The organism is Winogradskyella aurantia, assembly GCF_002266855.1.
Lineage (GTDB): Bacteria > Bacteroidota > Bacteroidia > Flavobacteriales > Flavobacteriaceae > Winogradskyella > Winogradskyella aurantia.
In genome coordinates, this window is record NZ_NGJN01000004.1 from 237299 (window position 1) to 261314 (window position 24016).

Consider the following 24016-nt stretch of genomic DNA (forward strand, 5'->3'; position numbering starts at 1 on the left):
CTTTTATACGCTACAAAGTGCTCTATAAGACTTTAGTACTCAAATTTAACAATTATTGTGCCTAAATTCGATTATGGGAAGGGAAAATATTTTTATTCTTGGAATTGAGTCATCCTGCGACGACACCTCAGCCGCTGTATTATGTAACGACACCATTTTAAGCAATATAGTGGCCAATCAAAAAATCCATTCAGACTATGGAGGTGTTGTGCCAGAATTGGCCTCTAGAGCTCACCAGCAGAACATCGTACCTGTAGTTGATCAAGCTTTAAAAAAAGCCAGGATAACCAAAGAGCAATTAAGTGCCATAGCTTTTACCCGTGGACCTGGGCTTATGGGCTCGCTTTTGGTCGGAACCTCATTCGCTAAATCCTTGGCTTATGGTCTTAATATTCCCCTAATCGACGTTAACCACATGCAAGCCCATATCTTAGCTCACTTTATCGATGAGGACAATTACAAAAAACCGTCCTTTCCGTTTTTAGCATTGACCATTTCTGGTGGCCACACTCAGATTGTTAAAGTGAAGGATTTTTTTGACATGGAAGTCATAGGAGAGACTATTGATGATGCCGTTGGGGAAGCTTTTGATAAGAGTGGAAAGATTTTAGGCCTGGGCTATCCAGCAGGTCCACAAATTGACAAACTTGCACAGTTAGGTAACCCAAAAGCATACCGCTTCACTAAACCCAAGGTTAAGGATTTAAACTTTAGTTTTTCAGGACTTAAAACGGCTATATTATATTTTGTGCAAGATGAAACCAAAGCCAATCCAAATTTTGTGAAAGAAAATCTTAATGACATCTGCGCTTCTATTCAATATACCATCATTGGAATCTTAATGGACAAACTCAAGATTGCCGTTAAACAAACAGGTATTAATCACATTGCCATTGGAGGTGGTGTTTCTGCTAATTCCGGTATAAGAAAGGCCCTAAAAAATGCAGAACATAAATTTGGCTGGTCGACATTTATCCCAAAATTTGAATATACCACTGATAATGCCGCTATGATAGCTATTGTTGGCTATTTGAAATATTTAAATCAGGACTTTTCTGATTTTGATGTCATGGCCACTGCCCGTTTAAAAATTTAAATTGTTAAAACATCTGTTAATAAGGTTAAGTCAGTATTGTCTATTTCATATTAAATTTTAAGTTGTTTTGTGAAAAGCTAACGTGCAAGTTCATACCATGAAATTATTTTCCTTTGCAATATTTCTAATATCTTTTTTAAGTTTTTCTCAAAACGATATCGATACAGAATTGGATTCTATTAATACAATTCAAGATTACAAAGAATATGTGGATTCAGGGAAAAACATCGACGGAAAACTGGTCACATTTAATAAGGAAAAACATAAAACGACTCTAGCCAATGACTTATTTAAACTGTCCAAAGGTGGAAAAAAAGTAGTTGAATCGAACTACAAAACCGTTTACTATAAGATTATTGATAAAAGTGGCGTAGTACATAATAGAGTAAGTTGCATCTTTTTTGATGGCTCTAAGATGCCGTTAGAAAACATAAATGCTCAAAGAGCCCTAATTATAAAGAAATACAAGGAAGGTTTTAACTTTAAAACCTTGGCGAAATACTATTCAATGGATTTAAATGCGCAAAAGGGTGGTGACCTAGGATGGTTTCCTAATGGAGTGATGCATCCAGAATTTGAGCAGTCTATTAAAGCACATAACGTGGATGATATTTTTACTCTCGATATTCCTGAAAAAGGTTGGTATTATGTAATCCTTAAAACACACAAACCACAGACCATTGAAGAATTAACGGTTTTAAAATTTTCTAAGTCCAAGACATAGTGCAATTATTCTACAGTCCAAACATATCAGATAATGAAACCCAATTTAGTTTCGATAAAGATGAAAGTAGGCATATTTCTAAGGTTTTAAGAAAAAAGATTGGAGACATAATATACCTCACCAACGGAAAAGGCTTTTTATTCAAGGGAGAACTTACATCTGCAAGTTTAAAGCAATGTACAGTATCCATAATATCCCAAGAATATCAAGCGCCTAGAGATTTCAAACTTCATTTGGCTGTGGCACCAACAAAGATGAACGATAGGTTTGAATGGTTCTTGGAAAAGGCAACAGAAATAGGGATTGAAGAAATTACTCCCATCTTATGTGACCACAGTGAGCGAAAAGAAATTAAACACGCCAGGTTTGAAAAGATCATCCAATCGGCGATGAAACAGTCTCTAAATTATCACTTGCCGAAGCTTAATGCCACAATGGCTTTTAACGATTTTATAACCGCTGAATATTCAGGACAAAAGTTTATTGCGCATTGCGAGGATAGTGATAAGAAGTCCTTAAAGTCGCAATTAAAACCACAAGAAAATGTCCTCATTCTCATTGGACCAGAAGGAGACTTTTCTGTTAAAGAAATTGAAAGTGCGTTGCGGCATAATTTTATTCCAGTAACTTTGGGTGAAAACAGATTGAGAACAGAAACAGCAGCCATTGCAGCTTGTCACTCTGTAGCTTTTCTTAACGAATAATATGAAGAGATACCTTATTGTCTTATCTTTGATTTGCTCTTGTGTTACAATAGCCCAAGATGTGGCCGTGCTGAAATATAAAGGTGGCGGCGATTGGTACTCTAACCCTACCGCTCTACCAAATTTGGTAAGATACTGTAATGATAATATCAATACCAATATTAATGAAGCGATAGCTACTGTTGAAGTAGGAAGTATGGATATCTTTCAGTATCCATTTTTGCACATGACGGGACATGGAAATGTGTTTTTCAGTGAAGATGATTCTAAAAACTTGAGAAACTATTTGCTGTCTGGTGGTTTTTTACATATTGATGACAATTATGGTATGCAACCCTATATTACGAAAGAGCTTAAAAAAGTGTTCCCAAACAAGGAATTGATAGAGATCCCAAGAACACACCCAATTTTCAATATAGCTTACGATTTCCCCAATGGTTTGCCAAAAATCCACGAACATGATGGCAAGGCACCACAGGCATTCGGGATTTTCCAAGATGGAAGACTTCTTCTACTTTTTACCTTTGAATCTGATCTAGGAGACGGATGGGAAGACCAAGAAGTTCATAACGATCCTGAAGAAGTGCGTGCAAAGGCTTTAAAAATGGGCGCAAATATTATGAAGTACGTTTTTGTAAATTAATATTTAGTTGATTTTAGATTATGGTCATATTATATTGATATTTATTTTCCCTTAAACCTGAAGATTTTCTTCTAATAATGCAACTCACCCATAGCACCTCAAAATTCAAAAAGCACAAATTTCCAATTGTTCTAATCTGTGATAATATCAATAATGCCCCTAATATTGGAAGTGTTTTTCGTATTGCTGACGCTTTTGGTGTAGAAGAGCTTGTTTTTTGCGGTAAGGATATCCCCATTGGAAGACGAATGACCAAAACTTCAAGATCTACTGAAAAATACGTCAACTACAGAACTGAAGTTGACACTGAAATTGCTTTATCTATCCTCAAGAAAACCCATCGTGTAATTGCCTTGGAAATTACTGAAAAAAGTAAATCGCTTTCTGCCCTAAAACTTGCGGAGAAAGAACCCATAGCCCTTGTTATTGGTAATGAAAATTATGGAATCGCTTTACCTGTATTAAAGCTATGCGACACTATCGTCCATATTGATATGTTTGGTCACAATAGCAGTATGAATGTTGTACAGGCGGCCAGTATTGCCCTCTTTGAAATTACTCGACAACTTAAAGACTAAATTTGTCTTGCTGAATTTATTTCAGCATCTTTGATTTAATTAAACACTTATGAATTCAAAAATTATAGCTAACGGCATTCTTCGTGCAACAGGCATCATCTTGGCTGTGGCTGTTCTTCTCTTTTTCTTGTTTAAAATTAGATCGGTTATAGCCTATTTATCTATTGCTGTTGTCATTTCACTAATCGGTAGACCTCTTGTGCTTTTCTTAAGACAAAAATTAAAATTCAATAATACGGTTGCTGTGGTGGTAACTATGGTATTATTTATCGCCCTTTTTATAGGTCTCATTGGTTTATTTATTCCCCTGATTGCAGAACAAGGGCAGAACTTAGCCTTATTAGACATTAATGAATTACAGAATAATACACAGGACTTATACGATGAAGTAGTTAATTATTTTGAGTTTAAAAATATAGATCTAGAGAAGTCCATACAAGAGTCTGGTCTGTTGTCCAAGTTAGATTTTGCCTATATACCTGAGTTTCTAAACAATATCGTTAGTGGTTTAGGAAGTTTTAGTATAGGCCTTTTTTCAGTTCTCTTTATTTCCTTTTTCTTTTTAAAGGATAGCAATCTGTTTGAAAAGGGAATATTAACTTTTGTGCCTAACAAGAGCGAAAGTAAAATAAAACATTCTTTTTCGGCTATCAAAAACCTCTTATCACGGTACTTCGTTGGGCTAATTTTTCAAATTCTTATTCTTTTCATTATTTATACTGTGGTACTTTTAATTTTTGGAATTAAGAATGCCGTAGTAATAGCCTTCTTGTGTGCCTTATTAAACCTTGTGCCTTACGTTGGGCCAATAATAAGCGGCTTTTTAATGTTGTTACTGAGTATGTCCAGTAACCTAGGACAGAGTTTCAGCGAAGTTATTCTTCCAAAAACGACCTACGTTATGATCGGGTTTATCATCGCTCAATTAGTAGATAATTTCTTTAGCCAGCCGTTTATATTTTCAAAGAGTGTAAAATCGCATCCGCTAGAGATATTCTTGGTCATCATAGTGGCTGGCCTGTTATTCGGAATATTAGGAATGATAATAGCAATACCATCCTACACTGCTATTAAGGTAATTCTAAAAGAGTTTTTATCTGAATATAACGTCGTTCAAAAACTGACAAAAGACTTATAATTTTAATTTGAATAATCGTATTTTAAATAATGATATTCAGGAATTTATAAGTGAAAATTTAAATTCTAAAATTTCAGGTTTATTATTAAAAGGGCTTCCGTTTGAAGCTATAGACCCAAAAGAAATTATAGAACAGATTGAAGCTAAAAAACGATGTAAAGCGAAGCTTTCTACTTGGTATAATACTAAATGTATTTACTACCCCAACAAGCTAAACATTGAACAAACATCTTCAGAAATTACGGCGAGTTATAAAGCTAATTTAGTATCGGGTAACTCATTGGTTGATGTTACTGGTGGTTTTGGTGTGGATGCCTACTATTTCTCAAAAAAAGTAGCCAGCGTTATTCATTGTGAGGTTGATAAACATCTTTCTCAAATTGTAAGCTATAATTACAGAATTTTGGATGTTACCAACATTGAATGTCTTAATGACAATGGCATAGATGTTTTAAAACAAAAAAATAAAGCTTTCGAATGGATATATGTAGATCCATCGCGACGCGATGATAAAAAGAATAAGGTGTTTCTTCTTTCCGATGCTACCCCCAATATAAAAACCTTTCAAGGTCTATTTTTGAAATATGCAGAGCATGTAATGATAAAGACCTCACCTTTATTGGATATTAAGGCAACGCTCAAAGACCTTTCATTTGTTAAAGAATTACATGTAGTGGCTGTAAATAATGAGGTGAAAGAATTACTATGGCTATTGGAGCGTGATTTTCAAGATGATGTACGTGTTAAAACCATCAACTTGAGCAATGAGAAACAACAACTATTCGAATTTAAGTACAAGGACGAATCCGAGGCATCAATTGAATATAACACGCCACTCACCTATCTATACGAGCCAAATTCAGCAATATTGAAGTCTGGTGCATTTAATGCCGTTGGATTTGCCTTTAATGCTTTTAAGCTTCACAAACATTCGCATCTTTATACCTCAGAAGAATTAATTGATTTTCCTGGAAGACGGTTTAAAATTGAAAAATCTATTCCTTTTAATAAAAAAGCATTTTCAAAGGAAGGCATTAAAAAGGCTAACGTGACTACAAGGAATTTCCCAATACCTGTATCAAAAATCAGGAAAGACTTGAAGATAAAAGATGGCGGGTCTATTTATCTGTTTTTTACAACAATATGGCACACTAATCAAAAAGTAATTATCATCTGCTCTAAAGCGTAGTTGGTGTATATGATACTATTTGATTGTTAATATCAACTTCTATCTCAAAAGCCATACATTGGTTCATAAGTAACTGAACCTTATCATCGGAGACACTACTTGCTAATGATTCTAAGGAAAATATATATTCACCTTCTTCGAAAGATGCCCAAGACGTAGTCGTATTCGGCGGAATGTTTGGTATACTTACGACAACGGTGCCGTCAATCCTTATAACATCTAGACTAAACGAAATTGTTCCATTATTGATGACTCTAGTTATAGGGTCGTCATCAACACAAGGTGGATTCGATTGACTAAGCTGGTCTGCTTCGTTGTTAAGCAGTATTGAATTTTCAGCTGTGCAGGCTTTCAGCACTATTGCAAAAACAATAAATGGGATAAACTTAAGTAGGTTCTTCATTGGTTAATAGTTTAACATCAGTTCACACTAATGCGATCAATTTGGGACGGTAAACATAAAAAAGAAATTTTAATTATCGATAAAAAGACTTAAATATTCGATGAAATGCATTATTCGGTAAATTTATAAATACCAGATTCTAAAAATGCATAGGAAATAATACCCGATTTTTTAGTTCGTGTATTAAGTCCGGTAAATAAGCTAAAAGCAGGCAAAATCAATCCATCATTAGTGACCTGGTAGCAGGGTAGTTTTAAACGTTGTTTCCCCTTGCCCTTGAGTAATACCCCTGGATGTGTATGACCAGAAATGATAAAAGCGTCATGGCGCTCCTCTGAATATTCGTGAATAAAAGTAAATGGCTCTATAATAAGTTCTGTTTCAATCTGGATATTAAAATCATCCATTAAGGATTTGGATAATCTATCGTGATTTCCTTTTATTAATATTAGCTTTATACCTTCAAACTGAGCTAGCCATTTCTTAAACGTTTGCACATCAACATTTGATTCGGCATGGAACAAATCACCTACAATAAGTAGCCGATTAACCTTAAAGTACCCAATCAAGCTTTTAAGTCGCGCCAAATCCTTTAGGAGAATAGCATCGGGCACAGGAATACCGTGGCGTCTAAAATGTGCTGTTTTACCAATATGAATGTCAGAAAGAATTAATGCGTCTTCACGCTTCCAATAGATTGCGCGTTGATTGGTTAAGGTTAATTCCTCATTTTTTATGGTAATATGTTTGGTTAGAATATTCAAAATTAACGTCTTGTTTTAAACAGTGCACCCCTAAAATCCCTTTAAGAAGACTTTAGGGATATTTTCGAACTAATCAATCTTAAAAGCTTGTTCCTTAATGCGTTGAATACGTTTATCTAAATTTTCATTACTCATAGTTCCTCGTAAACTATCCACCTTTAGAGGAAAGCTCAGTGGCGTAAAGGACTCTGCTCGCTTTAAAATGATATTGCTTTTTGAAATGCGTTCAAATGCCGACTGCAATCTTACTTCCTCCAATTGTTGGTTAAAAACCTCGGTATACGCTTGACGCAATAATAAATTATCTGGTTCGTAATCTTCCAGCACTCTAAAAATCAAACCTGATGAAGATTGCAAACTCTTGTTGTTTTTGCGTGTTCCAGGCTGGGATTGAACCACTAGGCCAGCAATTACAGCAATATCCCTAAATTTACGAGATGCCATTTCTGATGCATTTATGCTTGCAATAACATCGTCCATGAGCCGCTCTTTACTTAACAATTCAGTTATGTTTTCTTCATTTACTGGAATGGGTTGGTCACTCAATAATTCAAAACCATAATCATTCATGGCTATGGTAAAGGTTAAGGGTTTTAATTTGCTAATACGATATGCTATTAAAGCTGAAAACACCTCGTGAACTAATCGTCCTTCAAACGGATACATAAACAAATGATACCCATCTCTCGTCTTTATCGATTCTACTAAAAATTCATTCGCTTTAGGGATATGTGAATGTTTCTCTTGTCGACTCACCAAGGGGTTTAAAAAACGAAGTTCCTTTTCAAAACGGCCAGGTTCTAATGCGTCTGACAATTTTAAACGTAAAAAATGACTCAAATGTGATGTTAAAGGCAAACGCCCACCCAACCAGCTAGGTGACACGGCTTTTTTGGCTTTGCTTCGTCTGACTAAAACGGTCATATCCTTAATCTGAACCAATTCTAAAACACGACCAGCCAAAATAAAACTATCACCCGGTTTTAACTTAGAGACAAAAAACTCTTCAATCATTCCAATATAGCCACCTGAAAAATACTTTACCTTTAAATTAACATCGCTGACTATAGCCCCAATATTCATTCGATGTAGCATACTAATACGACGGCTTTTTACTTTGTACTTGCCATCTTCATCTAAAACCACTTTGTGAAACTCTTCATAGGAATTCAAGGTTTTTCCTCCTTTAGTGATAAAGTTCAAGCACCATTGCCAATCCTCTTCAGTAATGTAATGAAAAGCGTGTGTTTTCTGAATTCGATAAAGCAGTTCTTGAGAATCAAAACCTTCCCCAACAGCCAAGGTCACCATAAATTGCACCAAGACATCAAAGGTCAACACCATTGGATCTCTACTTTCAATCTGATTTTCCCTAATGGCTTCTTTAAGAGCTGATATCTCCACTAATTCCAATGAATGTGTGGGTACAAAATAAATTTTAGACCGCTCGAATGGTGAATGGCCACTTCGACCTGCGCGTTGCATAAAACGGGCTATACCTTTTACAGAACCTATTTGAATAACACAATCTACAGGTTTAAAATCGACACCTAAATCAAGTGATGATGTACAAACGACAGCCTTTAGATACCCAGAAGCAATATTATCTTCAATCCAATTGCGAAGTTTCTTGTCTATAGACCCATGGTGTATCGCCAAAAGACCAGCCAAATCTGGCTGTGCACTTAATAAGAGCTGGTACCATAATTCTGCCTGACCTCTCGTATTTGTGAAGATGAGCGTAGTAGTATTAGAGGCTATTATTGGTAAAATTTTATCTACCATTTTGGCACCAAGGTGTCCAGCCCAGGGCAACACCTCAATCTCATCTGGCAGGACTGAAATAATATCTAATTTCTTTTTTTGTTTGGCTATGATGTGAATAACCTTTAAATCTTGATATGGCAACAGCACATTTTTTGCTTCTTCTAAATTACCTATGGTAGCAGTAATGCCCCAAATGCGAAGTCTAGGTGCATGATGGCGTAATTGAGAAATAGCCAGTTCCGTCAATACACCTCGTTTATTACCAAGTAACTCGTGCCATTCGTCAATAGCGACGCATTCAACGTTCTTAAACCATCTTGAATTCTTCTTTTGCGAAAACAACAGATGCATAGTTTCTGGAGTGGTGAGCAACACATCTGGCATTAAGCGCTCTTGTTTTCGTCTAACTGAAGTTGGTGTATCGCCATTTCTTACCTGCACGGACCAATCTAAACCAATGTCATCTACAGCTTCTGTAATGGCTTTTGCCAAGTCTTTGGCTAAGGACCGTAATGGACTAATCCAGAGCAACTTTAAGCCCTTTGGATACTTTTCTGGATGATTAAGATAATCAATGACAACTGCTAAAAACACCGAAAAAGTCTTACCAAAACCTGTAGGCGCAATCACCATTCCGGAATAGCCATTGGCATAACGTTGCCAGGTCTGTAATTGAAATGGAAAAGGGGCTTGCCCTTTTTCTGCCATCCAATTGTTGATAATGCGTAAACCTTCGCTTTCTTTAAAATTCATATTTCTGTCATTCCAAACTTGTTTCGGAATCTCATTATTAATTATTACCTAAAGGTTTCCATAAATTTTTCCAATCCGGATTTTCTCTTTCAATTAGATTGATTTTCCATTGCCGATGCCAATTTTTCAATTGTTTTTCTCGTTTTATAGCATCATCCATGAATTGAAATTCTTCATAATAGACTAATAATTTCAATTTATACTTTGAAGCAAACTTACTCCCTTCACCATCCAAATGCCGTTCCATTCTATCATCTAAACCACCAGTAACACCTATGTAAAGTGTTCCATTTGGTTTGTTCGTAAGAATATATACCCAATAATTATGATAAGCTCGTTTCATTCAAATTTTGTTAAAGATGCTGAAATAAATTCAGCATGACAAAATGAGTGCTTTAACGGTTTCAATAGTGTCAATTTCATCGACAGGCTTATCTCTGCGCCATCTGGCAATTCTTGGAAATCTCAAAGCTACACCAGATTTATGACGATTACTTAAAGCAATACCTTCAAAGGCAATTTCGAAAACCAACTCAGGTTTTACAGTCCGAACAGGACCAAATTTTTCAATGGCATTTTTATTTACCCATTGCGATATTTCTGTGATTTCCTTATCTGTTAACCCAGAATAGGCTTTAGCTACAGTGACCAAGGCATTGTCTTTTTTTACAGCAAAGGTGTAATCCGTATATTTTGAACTTCGGCGCCCACTGCCCTTTTGGGCGTATATCATCACAGCATCAATAGTCAGTGGGTCCACCTTCCACTTCCACCAATCGCCTTTTTTTCGACCTGTATGATATGGTGACTTCTTTTGCTTCAACATTAAACCTTCACTATTAATCGCTCGGGAATTATTTCGAATAGCATAAAGATCTTCCCACTCCTCGAAATTTACCAGAAAAGAAAGTTTTACATCTTCCGGAAGCGCTGTAGAACTAAAGATTTGTTCCAAGTGTTTCCTGCGTTCTTTAAAAGGATAGTCTCTCAGGTCATCACCATTTAATTCCAATAAATCGTATGCATAAAACCCAATAGGCACCTCTTCTAATAGCTTTTTGGTGACATTTTTCCGATTCAAGCGTTTTTGTAAATCATTGAATAGCAACACATCATTGTCTTTCATTGCCAAAATCTCGCCATCAATTACAAAATCATCTTGAAAATTAGAGATGGCCCCAACTAGCTCGGGGAATTGTTTGGTTACCAATTCCTCTCCTCTGGACCAGATATAAATTTCGTTATTACGCTTTACAATCTGCCCACGAATACCATCCCATTTCTGTTCAACAAACCAATCTTCAGCTTCCCCTAATTCGTGTAATTGCTTTTCTAAAGCATAGGCCAAACAAAAGGGATACGGTTTAGAGTTGTCGTAATTAATATGAGTTCCGTTAATTAATTCTTCAAACGATATGGAATCAACGTCCCAATGACCTGTAATACTGTGCATTAGCCTATTTGTATCAATACCAGTCAATTTCGCTAAGGCATTTACCAGCGTTTTTTTAGACACACCAATCCTAAAACTACCACCAATAAGCTTGTTAAAAATAAGGCGTTCTTGTTGGTCAAGTCCAGACCATGCTTCTAAAACAAAAGCCTTCTTTTCCTCATCAGTTTTAGTCTTAAGTACTTTTAGCTCTGTCATCCATTCATTCAAGCTCAAATCCAACTTATGTGTTGGATTTGGTAACAATAAAGCTAGGGTCTCACCCAAATCCCCTACCGTACTGTAACTTTCAAGGAATAACCATTCAGGAAGCTCAGTTAGCTCCATGCACCATTCTTTCATCAATGTCGTTTTAACAGGTCGTGATGGTCTTTTTCCTGTAAACAAGGCAATCAGCCATAATTTATCCTTGTCTGGTGCTGTTCTGAAATAGTCAGCTAAGGCTTCAATTTTAGCATTGGTTTTGTTGGTGAGTTCAACGGCGCTTATTAAGTCTGAAAACTGCTTCATTTTATTCCCGTGAAAACGGGAATCTCTTCCCAATTACTTTAATGTTATGAGATGTCTCAACTGCGCTCGACGTGACGGAAGAACTATTATATTTTATTCTATTAATCAAGTGGCTCATACTATTTTTTTGTTTTCAACATCTTCCTTTTCAGCTTTAGCTAAAGCTTCGTCACCATATTCCGTTTTCAGCTCATTGGCTTTAATTCCAATTTCATTTAGATATTTTGAAAACACGGCCTGAGAACCATGAGTCACATAGACCTGTTCTGCTTCTGTGGCTTTTACTGCTGAGATTAAACCATTCCAATCGGCATGGTCGCTCACTACAAATCCGGCATCAACCGCTTGCCAACGTCTATTACCACGGATTTGCATCCAGCCAGAACATATTGCCGTTGCTGAATTGGGTACTCGTTTTAACATGCGCGATCCTAATAATGCCGGTGGAGCAATAATGATTTTATTCTGAAGTGTTTTCTTGTTTAAATCCGCTGACCATAATTTGGCTTGAGGTAACTTCAATCCAGACTCTGATATCGCCAGATTTAAATTATGAATAGCACGATGCACATAGATATCATCACAACTGTCCAATAATGACATTAAGCGTTGCGCCTTTCCTAATGAATAGCCTAAAAATACAGATGTTCTACCATTGGATTGATTGGCTTTTACCCAAGACTGTAACTGACTTTGGAGTTCTTCCTCTTTTTTCCAATGGTAAATCGGTAATCCGAACGTACTTTCAGTAATAAAGGTGTGGCATTTAATAGGCTCGAAAGGTGTTGTTATAAAATCGGGTTGTGTTTTATAATCCCCTGAAAATACCACCACATAGCCTTTGTGTTCCAATTTAATTTGAGCTGAACCAATCACGTGACCGGCAGGGTGAAAGCTTACGTTTACCCCATTAATATTCAAGATTTTATTATAGGGAATGCTTTCTATTTTAATATCAGCACCTAAGCGATGCTTTAAAATGGGTTTGGAATCGTCAGTGCACAAGTACCGTTTCATTCCCCGACGCGCATGATCGGCATGGCCATGAGAAATAATAGCATATTCAACAGGATACCATGGGTCTAAGTAGAATTTCCCTTGCGGGCAATAAATCCCTCTTTTGGTAAATTTAATGAGTTGGTTTTCCTTCGGCATAGCTTTACGAAGCTATTGAAAAAGACAGTTATTGGTTGGTAAGGGTTTGTTAAAATTCTCAGTTTTTAGCACAAAAACCTTTTTAGAATTAAAACTGTACTCTTAAAACCTATAAAGAATACTTTTACATCACTTATCTATCAATTAAAGTCTTCCTTTAATTTCATAACACTTTTAAAAAAATTCTACTCGATTCCACTTTTACAATTTTTCGAAAAGTTTAATTCTAATATTTATATTTAAGGTCACGCGAACTTTCTGAATAAAAACCAGATAATTAGAGAAAAACCAAATATCAATGATCCATAAATTGTTGTTACCATAGATATCTTGAATCCTTCTGCAAAAAGAGAGGTTGATGCTTCAACTTCTCCCATTTTTAAAGCTCGAAACGCAGAATATAAGCCTATTAACTGACCGAAAAGCCCTATAACAAATGCTAATAAACCCCATGATCGTATCCTATTTATCCTGTGGCTTTTTCCTTTATAATCATTTACTTTGTCCTTAAAAATAGAAACTAAAGCTATTATTGAAGTACTAATGACTATAAGCATTATTAATGAGAGTAATCCCATAAATATAGGTCCGCCTTTATAAAATAAATCAACCATTCGATATCAGTTCTGTCACAAAAATAGACCTTATTTATATATATTGTTCAAAGAAAATTGAGTTACGGCAACATAAAAGAATGAAAAGAAATGTTCTACTACATATAAGTTACTGGATATTAATTCTTATAGCTCTCACGCTATTTTTTGGTTTTAGCTGGAGAAGTCATCTGCTAGCGTTCTACTTTTCCCTATTGCTTTTGCCCATCGCAGTAATAACTACCTATTTTTTTAATTTAGTATTAGTTCCAAAATATCTTCTTACTGAGAACTATAGAAAATTTGTACTCTATTTCTTTTACTTAATTATTATTTCTCTCTATCTGGAGATGCTAGTGGCTGTGTTTTCATTTGTAGTCATTGCGGATACAAATAAAGATATTGTTGATTTAGAGGGCATTTCTATTTTTAATTTGGGTATAACGCTCTATCTTATTGTCTTTGCAACCAGTTTTATCAAGCTGTTTGTTGAATTTAAGAAAAGGGAAAAACTAGTAGCGACCCTAAAATTAGACAAAGAAAGAAATGAGCAGAAGTCTCTAACCGTTCGCGTTGACCGTAAAAACCAACTTATCCCTTTGGAAGAACTCATTTATATAGAAAGCCTGAGCGATTATGTTAAAGTAATAACTTCAGATACAGAATATGTTACGAGGGAAAAGATTAGCAAACTCAGTCATAAGCTGCCAGATTCGTTTACAAGAATTCATCGGTCTTTTATTGTCAATGTAGAAAAAGTAATTTCATTTACAACTACAGAAATCAACATTTACAATACCACACTTCCCATTAGCAGAACCTATAAATCGAAAGCCGTTAAAACTTTAGAGGAGTTTCACAAAGAATCCAAATAAAAAGATCTATTTACCTTCTCATTTTTATACTTCTGACGACCATCTTTAGCATAAGCTTGTTTTTCGCGGTAGAATGCAGGTTTTTATACGGATTCTACATTGCCCCAACTTCAATTACTGGTTAACATTGTAAAGCGAAAAACAAAAAAACTAGTCATGCAATTATTTGAAATTTTATTAGTATTGACATCAATGCTTTACTTAATCCTCAGTCAATTAATTAACCTTCAAATCTCAAAAAAAATTAGTTTAGGCGTACTTGTACTGCTCCTATTTTGCCACCTACTATTTGAAGGGTATAGATGGCAGATGGTACCGTGCTATTTGGCTTGTATTTTAGCATTGTATGTAGCAATTAAGAACTCTGATAAGAAATCTACAACGCTTAAAAAAATCATTGCGGGAATAGGGATTACAGTTTTAGCTGTTCTTGGAATCTCCTTACCCTCTATCTTTCCAGTTTTTGAATTACCAGAACCTCAAGGCCCTTATTCAGTGGGGACTAAAGACATTAACTTAAAGCTGAATCGAAAGGAAATTATAACAGAAGATAAGTTAGACAATCGAAAATTAATGATTAAAGTTTGGTATCCTTCCAGCGAAACAAGTGGTGAAATGGACAGCTATATAGACCAAGGTGGACGGCATGGCTTTGCACAAAAATATGGTTTGCCAAATTCAACATTCAATTATTTGGACAAAATCCAAACCCATGTTTTTAGAAATGTGTCTGTAGCAACCGAAAGGTTTCCAGTACTGTTATTTTCACATGGCTATAATTCAAAAGCCAATAATTATTATGCGCTCATTTCAGAAATTGTAAGTCAAGGTTATGTGGTTTTTGCTGTCAATCATACTTTTGAAAGTACGGGAACCACGTTTCCTGATGGCTCAGAAGTTTACTTCGATTATAATTATGCCAAAAAAATCGAAGAAGGCACCTGGAAAGACATGGAGCCATTACTTTCGGCTTTCAAAGAAGACCTCTCTTTTGAAGAACGTCACCCAATTGTTAAAAAACGTCTGAAGACTTACTTTGTAAAAGGCATGGTGGAACGCTGGGCACAAGACCTTTCGGATGTTGTAAGTAAATTAGGGTCGTGGAACGCATCTGGATTTTTAGAAAATAGATTGGATTTAAGTAAAATCGGCGTGTTTGGACATTCAAGAGGTGGTGCTGCTGCTGGTGAAACGCTCCTTAAGGACAATCGCATCTCTGCAGGAGCAAATATCGATGGTGTACAATGGGGAGACATTGTAGATACCTCATTTAAAAACCCTTTTTTATTTATATCTGCTGACTGGCCAGAAGATAAAGAAGATTTAAACGCTCATGCCTATGTAAATAAATATAAATCAACCTTTTATGAAGCGCGCATTCTTGGCACAGATCATAGTAATTTTATGGACATCCCATTTATGATTCCTCTTAAGTCACTAAGTCAAGCTGGAGATATTAAGCCCGAGCTTGGGATAGAAATTACGAGTAAACTAGTGACCTCTTTCTTTGATAAGCATCTTAAAAATAAATCTATAAATTTGGAATCTTTAGGCTCAAATTACGACGAGCTCATCCTTAAAGCCTACAAAGCTGAAACGGCAAAACGTTGAAAAATAGGCATCAACAAAAAGAAGCAATTCCAGAGCATAACGAATGAGAAAAAACTCGATTTTCTTCATATTACTTGTGGTTATATGTGCTAGCTGTAAAAGGTCAAAAGAGAAAGAAGCACGTTTTATCTTAGACAATTTTGCCACTTTAGAGTTTATCATATTTGAACAACCAGGGAAATCACTTCTTCTTCCGGATATTAAACTCGTCAATATTCAAGACACTTTAGGAACGGTAATTGGTAAAAACCCTAGGCGATACGAATACCTCCTGAAGAATAGAATAAATGTAGATTCTTTTTTAAAGGTTTTGACCGATACTACAAAAGCTAAGGCTGTAAATTCATCATTTTTAAATAACAATGAATTCCAAGGCTACTTCTATTCTACATTTTATGATGATGAAGGGAACCAAGGGTCATTTAGAGAAGAGGAATTAATGAAAATCGGTTCAAAATTTTTCTTAGCCGAAAAAATGGGACATCAATTTAGAACAAGAATTTGTGTTGGTATTAATGGTTTAGATGAAGTAGAATATCCTTATAAGGATTACACCTTACTAGAGGCTCTTGTCTATGAAGCCCTGTTTGAACGATTAACACAAGAAAACGCAGAAGAACCTACTCTTCTACAAAATTTGGATGCTTACAGCAGCAAAGCCATATCTTCCTTAGATGAAACAGTAATGGATTCACTAGACTTTGTTAGAGCATCCGCCTTTGATGCTATGGAAAATGACGACGATTTAAAAACCCATCTACTGGGCTATATTGCCCTCAAAGTAGTAGATTAATTAAATAAACATTCAACCTATTTTTACAAACCCTAAACAATGAAACACAATTTATTTTTACTGATTTTTTCAATTTGCACATCGCTTAGTTACAGTCAAAACACTTGTCTTATAGAAAATGAATTTGGTACTATTTTTAAGGCCGAAAAGAAAACCTTTGGAGAACGCGAGTACCTTTATCAAACTGTGAATGAAATCAATACCAATTCTTGTTTTTCTGAACTCGTTAAGAACAATAAAACATACATTAACTATCTAAGACAGCACTTTACCCAAAACATTAATCAAGAAGAACTATTAGCTATTGCCAACCCAGAAGAGCTCCAGCTTACTTATACAAAGGCTCTAAAAAACGATACGAATTTCACGAAATTAATGAAAGAATTGGCTGGCACAGTTAAAGAAGAAAATACTGTAGTGAAGGATACCGTTAGTCTAGACGAAATACTAGATGTTGCAGTGAAATACTTTTCAATAAAAGGAATTACTCCAGAAGGCTATTACGAAGGTAAGGTATGTGCTGGTATTAACGGCATTAAGCAAACCTTAGACATAAGGCGTCCCCATCTTGAGGCGTTTTGTTTTAGCACTATTTTAGACCATCTTAAGGACGAAACATTCAATATGTATAATGAGTTTGTGAAAGGAATTAAAGAATTGTATACCTTAAATTTAGGAATGGATAACAGCGAAAAGCTGTTACGGGCACAAGGAGCAATGTTTATGTTCATGAGGAATAACAAAAAATTATCTGAGTTATTGCAAACAGAATATGAAAACAAAAAGGGCAGCCTACCCTTTATATTGAAAATAAAATAAAAGGTATGATTTGAATATTTCCTTTACATAACAGATCTCAAAAAGAGAAAATTTAAAGAACAAATCAAAGGCATTCTGCTGCTATTATGATTGTGCAGCTATTTGAGGCTCATTTTTTATTCAATACCAATAAATGAAAAAATTTTGCTTCTTCAATTGTAATTAAAACCACAAAGTCCGCTTAAGAAAGTAAACTTTCTACACGGACTTCTTGCTTTAAAGTGTCGGGATGACAGGATTTGAACCTGCGACCACACGGCCCCCAGCCGTGTACGCTAACCGGACTGCGCCACATCCCGAAAACAGATTTATATTAAATCTTGGTTTACATTTGATATACTTTCACAATATCAAAACCTCGAACAAAAAAGCAAGCTACAAATATTAGCCTGCTTCATGTTCTTGTGATCGCGACAGGATTCGAACCTGTGACCGTCTGCTTAGAAGGCAGATGCTCTATCCAGCTGAGCTACGCGACCCTTCAATCACGCCTTTGCGAGATGAAAGTAAGGTAATGGTGTCGGGGTGGCAGGATTATTATCATGATCCTCTATGGAGGATTACAAACCAATGCCTCGTTTCCTTAAGAAAGCCAGCTTTCTAAAGAAACTTACCCTTGTTTTGTCGGGGTGGCAGGATTCGAACCTGCGACCTCCGCGTCCCAAACGCGGCGCGATAACCGGGCTACGCTACACCCCGGACTGAGCTTTTAAAAAATATCCAATAGACATTTTTAACAAAAGGACCAGCCGGTGTGTTGGCCTTTCTATTCTCATTCTGGCGGAGAGACCGGGATTCGAACCCGGGCAACACTTACGCGTTGACAGATTAGCAATCTGCTCCATTACCACTCTGGCACCTCTCCTTACAATCTCAAAGAACTTTCCCTAAAATTGCGGATGCAAATGTAACTGTTCATATTAAAGAACGCAACAATTTTAATCAGTTTTTTAGAGAAATAAACGGAACAGAAAACTTCAAATTATTCAGGATACTCTATTCTAAGATGATAGATATTAGACAACTTTAGTTTGAGTACTTTTTTAATAGATTGAATCTCCTTAAAAGTAATGTTCGCATTAAGAAATTGACCCGTTTCTATTTGCTTATCTACAATGTTTTCTACAAATGTATTAATCTTGGTGCTTGTTGGTTCCTTCAGACTTTTAGATGCCGCTTCAACTGAATCACACATCATCAAAATTGCTGTTTCCTTGCTGAACGGTTTCGGACCGGGATATGAGAAGTCTTCTATATTCACATCCTCGTCTTTAGACTTTTCTTTTCTGTAGAAATAATAAACGGCACTTGTACCGTGATGTGTCCTTATAAAGTCTATAACCCTATCCGGAAGGTTATATTTCTTTGCGATTTCAATACCATTTATAACATGGTCTACGATGACTTTAGTACTTTCCTTACTCGACAATTCTTCGTGAGGATTAATTCCGGTACTTTGATTTTCGGTGAAATAAGTAGGGTTCTTCATTTTGCCAATATCATGATACAATGCCCCAACCCTAACCAGCATGGCATTTGCTCCAATTTCATTTGCTGATGCTTCTGCTAAATTGGCTACATTCAATGAATGGTGAAAGGTTCCAGGCGCCTTATTGGAAAGTTCCTTTAAGAGTTTTGTATTGGTATCTGATAATTCCAATAATGAAACATCAGATACCAGACCGAACAGTTTCTCGTAAATATAAATCAATGGTTGAACGAATAGTGTGGCCAAACCACAGAGAATGAACAGGCCGAAGGTTTCCCATTTTAGACTTGTAATTTGCCCCTCATGAATCACAAAAAAAGCAAAGTAGGCAATGATATAGATTAGTGTAATCTGTCCTACTGAAATAAAGAGATTGGCGCGCTTATACAACTCTGAAACAGTAAGAATGGTTACTATTCCTGCAATAATCTGCAAAAACATGTATTCAAAACTATTAGGAACGATAAAGCCTAGCAACAGAACAGTTAATACATGTGCAAAAAGTCCTAAGCGTGCATCAAAAAACGCTTTTAATACCAAGGGTAAAACACATAATGGTACCACATAGATATAAGCGGAATTATAATTAAGGATTAGAGTGGTCAATACCACCATCAAGACGATATTGAAAAATATAAAGGTAACCTTGGTGTTGTTTTTATAAACCTCTAAACGGTATTTCTGCAAAAACAACAATAACATCAACAATGCCAGGGCCACTAAAAGTGTATAGGCAAATACAACTAAATTATAGTTGGTTGAGTTCCAAACTTGCGATTCATATTCTGACTTTAATGAATTTAGAATATTATACTGCTCATCTTCAACTACCTGACCTTTTGAAATAATTAATGTTCCCTTTTCAATACCCCCACGTGTAAGTACTATGTTATCAATTGCCTCTTGAAGGGATTTATCTGTTAAGTTTTCATTTAGACTTAGGTTGGATTGAATAATATCAAAAAACAACGAAATAATCCTATTTGTTTTTTGCTCATTAGTGTTGATTCCAAAAGCTTCTTCCAGTTTAGGCTTTAATTCCGACTTCCTTATCAACTCACCATAGGTGAGCTGTCTCTCGATGGTATTGGATTCGACTAATATAACGGGGCGGTCATCAGGATAGTTGTAATCTGATTTAAGGACCCCATTTTCATATAGCCTGTCTATGAGTTCTTTACCTATCTTATAATAATTGGAGTTTTCACTACTTAACTGTAGGGTATCCTTAAAAGTAAGGTTAAACCTTTCAATATAATTGGATAGCACTTCATCTCTAGTCCCTTTATCAACTTCAAAATACACTGGGCTGTTATTCTCAACCTCAAGAATTTCTTGATCTATCTCCTTTTGGGATTTCTTAATCGCAAAATCAAATGGTGCATAAAGATTCTCAGACTGCCACGGCTTTCCTTTTTCGAAGGAATATCTGAATTTGCCGGTTTTTGGAAATAGATAGACAATAAATAATGTAGTAACAATAAAAAGAAGAATCTTATAAACCAAAGAATGGTTCTTATACCACTTATTTAGAAGTTTGCTCATAGGTAAATCAAAAGTAATAAATAATAAAAAGTTAGAACACTATAATCTATAATTCATTCCAAAATCTCTCAAAAAATCACTAATTTCGCCAAACCAAATTAAACAATAATACAATGAACAGGGAGGTTGTAATAGTTTCAGCAGTAAGAACTCCTATAGGAAGTTTTTTAGGCAGTTTATCAAGTATTCCTGCACCCAAATTAGGCGCAATAGCCATTAAAGGTGCCTTAGACAAAATAGGTCTTGAACCACATATGGTAGATGAAGTATTGATGGGTAATGTTGTACAGGCTGGCACTGGTCAGGCACCTGCAAGACAAGCTGCCATCTATGCCGGAATTCCTGATACTGTTCCTTGTACCACCGTAAATAAGGTTTGTGCCTCTGGAATGAAAGCGGTAATGCAGGCGGCACAGTCTATTAGACTTGGAGATGCCGATATTATGGTAGCTGGCGGTATGGAAAACATGAGTGCAATCCCACATTACTATCATGCTCGAAGTGCAACAAAATTTGGGCCTGCTACTCTTGTAGACGGCATGCAAAAAGATGGATTGGTTGATGCCTACGATCAAAATGCAATGGGTGTATGTGCTGATGACTGTGCGGTTGAATATAATTTTTCGCGTGAAGACCAGGATAAATTCGCTATCCAATCCTACACTCGCTCCAAAGCTGCTTGGGATTCAGGAAAATTTGATGATGAAGTTGTTCCAGTCGAAGTGCCACAGCGACGCGGTGAACCCTTAGTTGTGAGCAAAGATGAAGAGTATTCCAACGTAAAAATGGAAAAGATTCCAAGTTTACGACCGGCTTTTACCAAAGAAGGTACTGTTACTGCAGCTAATGCTTCAACAATAAATGATGGTGCTGCTGCGCTAGTTCTAATGAGTAAGGAAAAAGCTCAGGAGTTAGGCCTAAAGCCAATTGCTTCAATCAGGAGTTATGCCGATGCAGCACACGAGCCGAAGTGGTTCACAACGGCTCCAGCCAAAGCGCTTCCAAAAGCATTGGACAAAGCAAATATCAAAATTGAAGATGTTGACTATTTTGAGTTCAATGAGGCTTTTTCAGTCGTAGGTCTAGCCAATATGAAAATTCTGGGATTAAAGGATGACAAAGTCAATGTCAATGGGGGTGCTGTTTCTCTTGGCCATCCCTTAGGATGTTCTGGAGCAAGAATTTTAGTGACCTTAATACATATACTCCATCAAAACAATGCCAAAATAGGTGCAGCTGCTATTTGTAATGGAGGTGGTGGGGCGTCTGCTATGGTATTAGAACGCGCTTAAACTTTCTCTATGCGATACGGCATATGTAACCTTGGAATAGTTCCTATTAGATTAGAGCCTAGTGACAGGTCAGAAATGGTCACTCAGGTGCTTTATGGTGACTTCTTCAAGGTCTTAGAGCAACGCAAAAAGTGGAGCAGAATTCGAATAGCATTCGATAAATATGAAGGATGGATTGATAACAAACAGTATCAAGAAATAGAGGAAGATGAATACAAAGAGCAAAATCACTCAGACCTTAATCTCTCTAACGATTTAGTGCAATTTGTATCAGATTTTAACGACAACCTTTACCCTATACCGATTGGGTGTAATCTAAATGGCTTATCCTTATTAAGGCATAAGTTTGAGGGTCATGTAATTAGTGGAACCAAGGAAAAGTCTCAACTCATTGAAACGGCCTTCTTATATCTAAATTCACCTTACTTATGGGGCGGAAAAACGCCGTTCGGAATAGATTGCTCAGGATTTACTCAAATGGTTTATAAATTAAATGGTTATAAGCTTAAAAGAGATGCGTCTGAACAGGCCTCTCAAGGCGAGGCCTTAAGTTTTATTGAAGAAAGTGAACCTGGAGATTTAGCATTCTTTGACAACGATGAAGGTCAGATTATTCACGTTGGTATTATTATGGAAGACAATTATATTATCCATGCCCATGGTAAGGTAAGAATAGACCGCTTAGATCATAGCGGAATTTATAATATTGACAAGAATGTCCATACGCATAAACTCAGGGTAATCAAAAAAATAGTTTAATAAAAAAAAGCGACTTTTTCAGAGTCGCTTTTTTTTGTTAAATGCCAGAATGGAAAAATCAGTTACCGTTTAAAGCAGCCTCAATATCGGAAACTTTCGCTTCCATTTCCTTAAACTTATCTGTTTCACCTAAAGCGCTGTAAATATTCATTAACGTTTTTGCAGCATCTATATTAGTGTTTTTTAGTTCTAATGCTTTTTCCAAATAAGGAATTGCTTCTTGGTATAAGTCTAATCGCTTTTCTTTAAGTTCATCATATTTTTTATTATCTGCAGCACTCATTCCTAAACCATTCATCTCTTCAACTATTGCCGCTTCACCTTCCAATATTAAAACTGCTAAATTATTATATGCGTCAACATAATTAGGGTCAATTTCAATAGCTTTTTCGTAATATTTTCTAGATTGCTCATTATCTCCACCTTGAGCTGATAATACACCTAAATTATAAAACAATTCACCATTGTTAGGGTCCTTTTCAGTGGCCTCTTCCATCAAACTCTTGAATTTATCCATGTTACCCATTTTAAGATAAACATTAGCTTCAGATAACAATAGACCAACGTCGTCAGGGTTTTGTTCCCTAGCATCTTTCATTGCCTCTAATGCCTTGTCAGTTTTATCTTGAGACACATAAATTAAAGCAATATTCTTGACTATTTCAGCTTTTTTTGACTTAGTCTTTTCATCCACAGGGTTCTTATGAAGTCCAGCTTTAATAGAAATTTCCCTTGATTCCTTATTTTGAAATTCCTCCTCCACTCCAGTCTCGCTATTAGCCGCAACGTAGACCATTCTGATACCAGTATATCCTAGGTCTTTTAACTGTAAATAATAATCCAGGGCTGCGTCATAATTTAAATCATTCACTGCTGATGAAGCGGCATAATACAAATACAACGTGTCCTGAGGCGACATTTTATAAACCTTTTCAAAGCGATTAGCGGCAAGGGAATATTGCTTTGAATTAAAGGCATCATTAGCCTTTTTTAAAAATGAACTCATCATGTTTTTTTTCATTTCCTCTGCGTCATCTCTGTATTTATATTTTCCTAGTTTATTTTCAACAGCACTGAGTTGTTCAAGGCTTTCTATGGCATTATCAATATCTTGGTCAGTACCGGCACCATTTGCATATAAAGCTTGTGCTTTTAATAAATAATACTCAGCCTTTGCCTTGTCATCCAAGTTGCCAATTAATTTATCGGCAGCAGCTACGGCCGACTTAGCATCGGCAAAATTTGAATTTTTAAGTGCTTTCTCTAAGGCCTTTATCTCATTTTTTTGTGCGAAAGACATTACCGAAACGGTAAAGAGTAACACTAATGTCATTAATTTTCTCATCTTGATTTAAAAAGTTTT

General features: G+C 36.0%; 22 protein-coding genes and 4 tRNA genes. 13 read left to right on the forward strand and 13 right to left on the reverse strand.

All coding sequences use genetic code 11. The annotated features are described in order from the left end of the window. Positions 1–73 precede the first annotated feature (73 nt). The 7 genes from tsaD to CA834_RS09055 all read left to right on the forward strand — a co-directional run bounded on the left by tsaD (position 74) and on the right by CA834_RS09055 (position 6072). Complete coding sequence (gene tsaD / locus CA834_RS09025) at positions 74–1096, forward strand: tRNA (adenosine(37)-N6)-threonylcarbamoyltransferase complex transferase subunit TsaD (protein ID WP_094968367.1); 1023 nt, start codon at positions 74–76, stop codon at positions 1094–1096. Positions 1097–1193: 97 nt separating this feature from the next. Then, on the forward strand, positions 1194–1820 hold the full coding sequence (locus tag CA834_RS09030; RefSeq protein WP_094968368.1) for a peptidylprolyl isomerase: 627 nt from the start codon (positions 1194–1196) through the stop codon (positions 1818–1820). Further along, positions 1820–2524, forward strand: a complete 705-nt coding sequence (locus tag CA834_RS09035; protein ID WP_094968369.1) for a 16S rRNA (uracil(1498)-N(3))-methyltransferase — start codon at positions 1820–1822, stop codon at positions 2522–2524. Before CA834_RS09030 ends, CA834_RS09035 begins: the two co-directional genes overlap by 1 nt. A 1-nt stretch (position 2525) precedes the next feature. Next, the gene (locus CA834_RS09040) at positions 2526–3167 is read left to right on the forward strand and encodes a DUF4159 domain-containing protein (RefSeq protein ID WP_094968370.1); all 642 of its coding nucleotides are present in this window, start codon (positions 2526–2528) and stop codon (positions 3165–3167) included. A gap of 77 nt (positions 3168–3244) precedes the next feature. Further along, positions 3245–3745 (forward strand): TrmH family RNA methyltransferase, encoded by a 501-nt coding sequence (locus tag CA834_RS09045; RefSeq protein ID WP_094968371.1) that lies wholly within the window; start codon positions 3245–3247, stop codon positions 3743–3745. 49 nt (positions 3746–3794) lie between these two features. Beyond that, a complete protein-coding gene (locus tag CA834_RS09050; RefSeq protein ID WP_094968372.1) occupies positions 3795–4883 on the forward strand; it encodes an AI-2E family transporter in 1089 nt (362 codons plus the stop codon). Between the two features lie 7 nt (positions 4884–4890). After that, positions 4891–6072: a THUMP-like domain-containing protein gene (locus CA834_RS09055; protein WP_094968373.1), complete on the forward strand. Its 1182-nt coding sequence runs from the start codon at positions 4891–4893 to the stop codon at positions 6070–6072. Here the strand turns inward: CA834_RS09055 and CA834_RS09060 are convergent. The 7 genes from CA834_RS09060 to CA834_RS09090 all read right to left on the reverse strand — a co-directional run bounded on the left by CA834_RS09060 (position 6062) and on the right by CA834_RS09090 (position 13491). Continuing rightward, complete coding sequence (locus CA834_RS09060; RefSeq protein WP_094968374.1) at positions 6062–6475, reverse strand: hypothetical protein; 414 nt, start codon at positions 6473–6475, stop codon at positions 6062–6064. The two genes, CA834_RS09055 and CA834_RS09060, sit on opposite strands and share 11 nt — an antisense overlap. Before the next feature lie 110 nt (positions 6476–6585). Then, on the reverse strand, positions 6586–7239 hold the full coding sequence (gene pdeM, locus CA834_RS09065; protein ID WP_094968375.1) for a ligase-associated DNA damage response endonuclease PdeM: 654 nt from the start codon (positions 7237–7239) through the stop codon (positions 6586–6588). Positions 7240–7308: 69 nt separating this feature from the next. Beyond that, a complete protein-coding gene (locus CA834_RS09070) occupies positions 7309–9759 on the reverse strand; it encodes a ligase-associated DNA damage response DEXH box helicase (protein ID WP_240507552.1) in 2451 nt (816 codons plus the stop codon). 37 nt (positions 9760–9796) lie between these two features. Then, positions 9797–10102 carry a GIY-YIG nuclease family protein gene (locus CA834_RS09075; protein ID WP_094968376.1) on the reverse strand — a complete coding sequence of 102 codons (306 nt, stop codon included), beginning with the start codon at positions 10100–10102 and terminating at the stop codon, positions 9797–9799. A gap of 30 nt (positions 10103–10132) precedes the next feature. Then, positions 10133–11722: an ATP-dependent DNA ligase gene (locus CA834_RS09080; protein ID WP_094968377.1), complete on the reverse strand. Its 1590-nt coding sequence runs from the start codon at positions 11720–11722 to the stop codon at positions 10133–10135. Positions 11723–11836: 114 nt separating this feature from the next. Then, positions 11837–12877: a ligase-associated DNA damage response exonuclease gene (locus CA834_RS09085; protein WP_094968378.1), complete on the reverse strand. Its 1041-nt coding sequence runs from the start codon at positions 12875–12877 to the stop codon at positions 11837–11839. A gap of 245 nt (positions 12878–13122) precedes the next feature. Next, positions 13123–13491 (reverse strand): MotA/TolQ/ExbB proton channel family protein, encoded by a 369-nt coding sequence (locus tag CA834_RS09090; protein WP_094968379.1) that lies wholly within the window; start codon positions 13489–13491, stop codon positions 13123–13125. 80 nt (positions 13492–13571) lie between these two features. Between CA834_RS09090 and CA834_RS09095 the strand changes: the two genes are divergently transcribed. The 4 genes from CA834_RS09095 to CA834_RS09110 all read left to right on the forward strand — a co-directional run bounded on the left by CA834_RS09095 (position 13572) and on the right by CA834_RS09110 (position 17568). After that, a complete protein-coding gene (locus CA834_RS09095; protein ID WP_094968380.1) occupies positions 13572–14345 on the forward strand; it encodes a LytR/AlgR family response regulator transcription factor in 774 nt (257 codons plus the stop codon). Between the two features lie 156 nt (positions 14346–14501). Next, the gene (locus CA834_RS09100) at positions 14502–15956 is read left to right on the forward strand and encodes an alpha/beta hydrolase family protein (protein ID WP_133085479.1); all 1455 of its coding nucleotides are present in this window, start codon (positions 14502–14504) and stop codon (positions 15954–15956) included. Positions 15957–15999: 43 nt separating this feature from the next. Beyond that, entirely contained in the window at positions 16000–16749 is a 750-nt protein-coding gene (locus CA834_RS09105; RefSeq protein ID WP_133085480.1) for a hypothetical protein, read from the forward strand. A gap of 39 nt (positions 16750–16788) precedes the next feature. After that, positions 16789–17568: a hypothetical protein gene (locus tag CA834_RS09110; RefSeq protein WP_094968383.1), complete on the forward strand. Its 780-nt coding sequence runs from the start codon at positions 16789–16791 to the stop codon at positions 17566–17568. Between the two features lie 224 nt (positions 17569–17792). On the opposite strand, the gene CA834_RS09115 is transcribed toward CA834_RS09110, so the two are convergent. The 5 genes from CA834_RS09115 to CA834_RS09135 all read right to left on the reverse strand — a co-directional run bounded on the left by CA834_RS09115 (position 17793) and on the right by CA834_RS09135 (position 20602). Continuing rightward, positions 17793–17867, reverse strand: a tRNA-Pro gene (locus CA834_RS09115). A gap of 106 nt (positions 17868–17973) precedes the next feature. After that, positions 17974–18047 (reverse strand) — tRNA-Arg (locus CA834_RS09120). A 145-nt stretch (positions 18048–18192) separates the two neighbouring features. Next, a tRNA-Pro gene (locus CA834_RS09125) sits at positions 18193–18267 on the reverse strand. A 79-nt stretch (positions 18268–18346) separates the two neighbouring features. After that, a tRNA-Ser gene (locus tag CA834_RS09130) sits at positions 18347–18433 on the reverse strand. A gap of 117 nt (positions 18434–18550) precedes the next feature. Then, the gene (locus tag CA834_RS09135; protein ID WP_094968384.1) at positions 18551–20602 is read right to left on the reverse strand and encodes an HD family phosphohydrolase; all 2052 of its coding nucleotides are present in this window, start codon (positions 20600–20602) and stop codon (positions 18551–18553) included. Between the two features lie 113 nt (positions 20603–20715). Between CA834_RS09135 and CA834_RS09140 the strand changes: the two genes are divergently transcribed. Both CA834_RS09140 and CA834_RS09145 read left to right on the forward strand, forming a co-directional pair. Continuing rightward, positions 20716–21894: an acetyl-CoA C-acyltransferase gene (locus CA834_RS09140; RefSeq protein ID WP_094968385.1), complete on the forward strand. Its 1179-nt coding sequence runs from the start codon at positions 20716–20718 to the stop codon at positions 21892–21894. A gap of 9 nt (positions 21895–21903) precedes the next feature. Next, positions 21904–22653 carry a C40 family peptidase gene (locus CA834_RS09145; protein WP_094968386.1) on the forward strand — a complete coding sequence of 250 codons (750 nt, stop codon included), beginning with the start codon at positions 21904–21906 and terminating at the stop codon, positions 22651–22653. A 58-nt stretch (positions 22654–22711) separates the two neighbouring features. On the opposite strand, the gene CA834_RS09150 is transcribed toward CA834_RS09145, so the two are convergent. Continuing rightward, a complete protein-coding gene (locus CA834_RS09150; RefSeq protein WP_094968387.1) occupies positions 22712–23998 on the reverse strand; it encodes a tetratricopeptide repeat protein in 1287 nt (428 codons plus the stop codon). Between the last annotated feature and the right edge of the window lie 18 nt (positions 23999–24016).

Excerpts from the sequence above, each read along its gene's own strand:
- tsaD (WP_094968367.1), top strand. The coding sequence starts at position 74 with ATGGGAAGGGAAAATATTTTTATTCTTGGAATTGAGTCATCCTGCGAC.
- CA834_RS09030 (WP_094968368.1), top strand. The coding sequence starts at position 1,194 with ATGAAATTATTTTCCTTTGCAATATTTCTAATATCTTTTTTAAGTTTT.
- CA834_RS09040 (WP_094968370.1), top strand. The coding sequence starts at position 2,526 with ATGAAGAGATACCTTATTGTCTTATCTTTGATTTGCTCTTGTGTTACA.
- CA834_RS09045 (WP_094968371.1), top strand. The coding sequence starts at position 3,245 with ATGCAACTCACCCATAGCACCTCAAAATTCAAAAAGCACAAATTTCCA.
- CA834_RS09050 (WP_094968372.1), top strand. The coding sequence starts at position 3,795 with ATGAATTCAAAAATTATAGCTAACGGCATTCTTCGTGCAACAGGCATC.
- CA834_RS09060 (WP_094968374.1), bottom strand. The coding sequence starts at position 6,475 with ATGAAGAACCTACTTAAGTTTATCCCATTTATTGTTTTTGCAATAGTG.
- CA834_RS09070 (WP_240507552.1), bottom strand. The coding sequence starts at position 9,759 with ATGAATTTTAAAGAAAGCGAAGGTTTACGCATTATCAACAATTGGATG.
- CA834_RS09075 (WP_094968376.1), bottom strand. The coding sequence starts at position 10,102 with ATGAAACGAGCTTATCATAATTATTGGGTATATATTCTTACGAACAAA.
- CA834_RS09080 (WP_094968377.1), bottom strand. The coding sequence starts at position 11,722 with ATGAAGCAGTTTTCAGACTTAATAAGCGCCGTTGAACTCACCAACAAA.
- CA834_RS09085 (WP_094968378.1), bottom strand. The coding sequence starts at position 12,877 with ATGCCGAAGGAAAACCAACTCATTAAATTTACCAAAAGAGGGATTTAT.
- CA834_RS09090 (WP_094968379.1), bottom strand. The coding sequence starts at position 13,491 with ATGGTTGATTTATTTTATAAAGGCGGACCTATATTTATGGGATTACTC.
- CA834_RS09095 (WP_094968380.1), top strand. The coding sequence starts at position 13,572 with ATGAAAAGAAATGTTCTACTACATATAAGTTACTGGATATTAATTCTT.
- CA834_RS09100 (WP_133085479.1), top strand. The coding sequence starts at position 14,502 with ATGCAATTATTTGAAATTTTATTAGTATTGACATCAATGCTTTACTTA.
- CA834_RS09105 (WP_133085480.1), top strand. The coding sequence starts at position 16,000 with ATGAGAAAAAACTCGATTTTCTTCATATTACTTGTGGTTATATGTGCT.
- CA834_RS09110 (WP_094968383.1), top strand. The coding sequence starts at position 16,789 with ATGAAACACAATTTATTTTTACTGATTTTTTCAATTTGCACATCGCTT.
- CA834_RS09135 (WP_094968384.1), bottom strand. The coding sequence starts at position 20,602 with ATGAGCAAACTTCTAAATAAGTGGTATAAGAACCATTCTTTGGTTTAT.
- CA834_RS09140 (WP_094968385.1), top strand. The coding sequence starts at position 20,716 with ATGAACAGGGAGGTTGTAATAGTTTCAGCAGTAAGAACTCCTATAGGA.
- CA834_RS09145 (WP_094968386.1), top strand. The coding sequence starts at position 21,904 with ATGCGATACGGCATATGTAACCTTGGAATAGTTCCTATTAGATTAGAG.
- CA834_RS09150 (WP_094968387.1), bottom strand. The coding sequence starts at position 23,998 with ATGAGAAAATTAATGACATTAGTGTTACTCTTTACCGTTTCGGTAATG.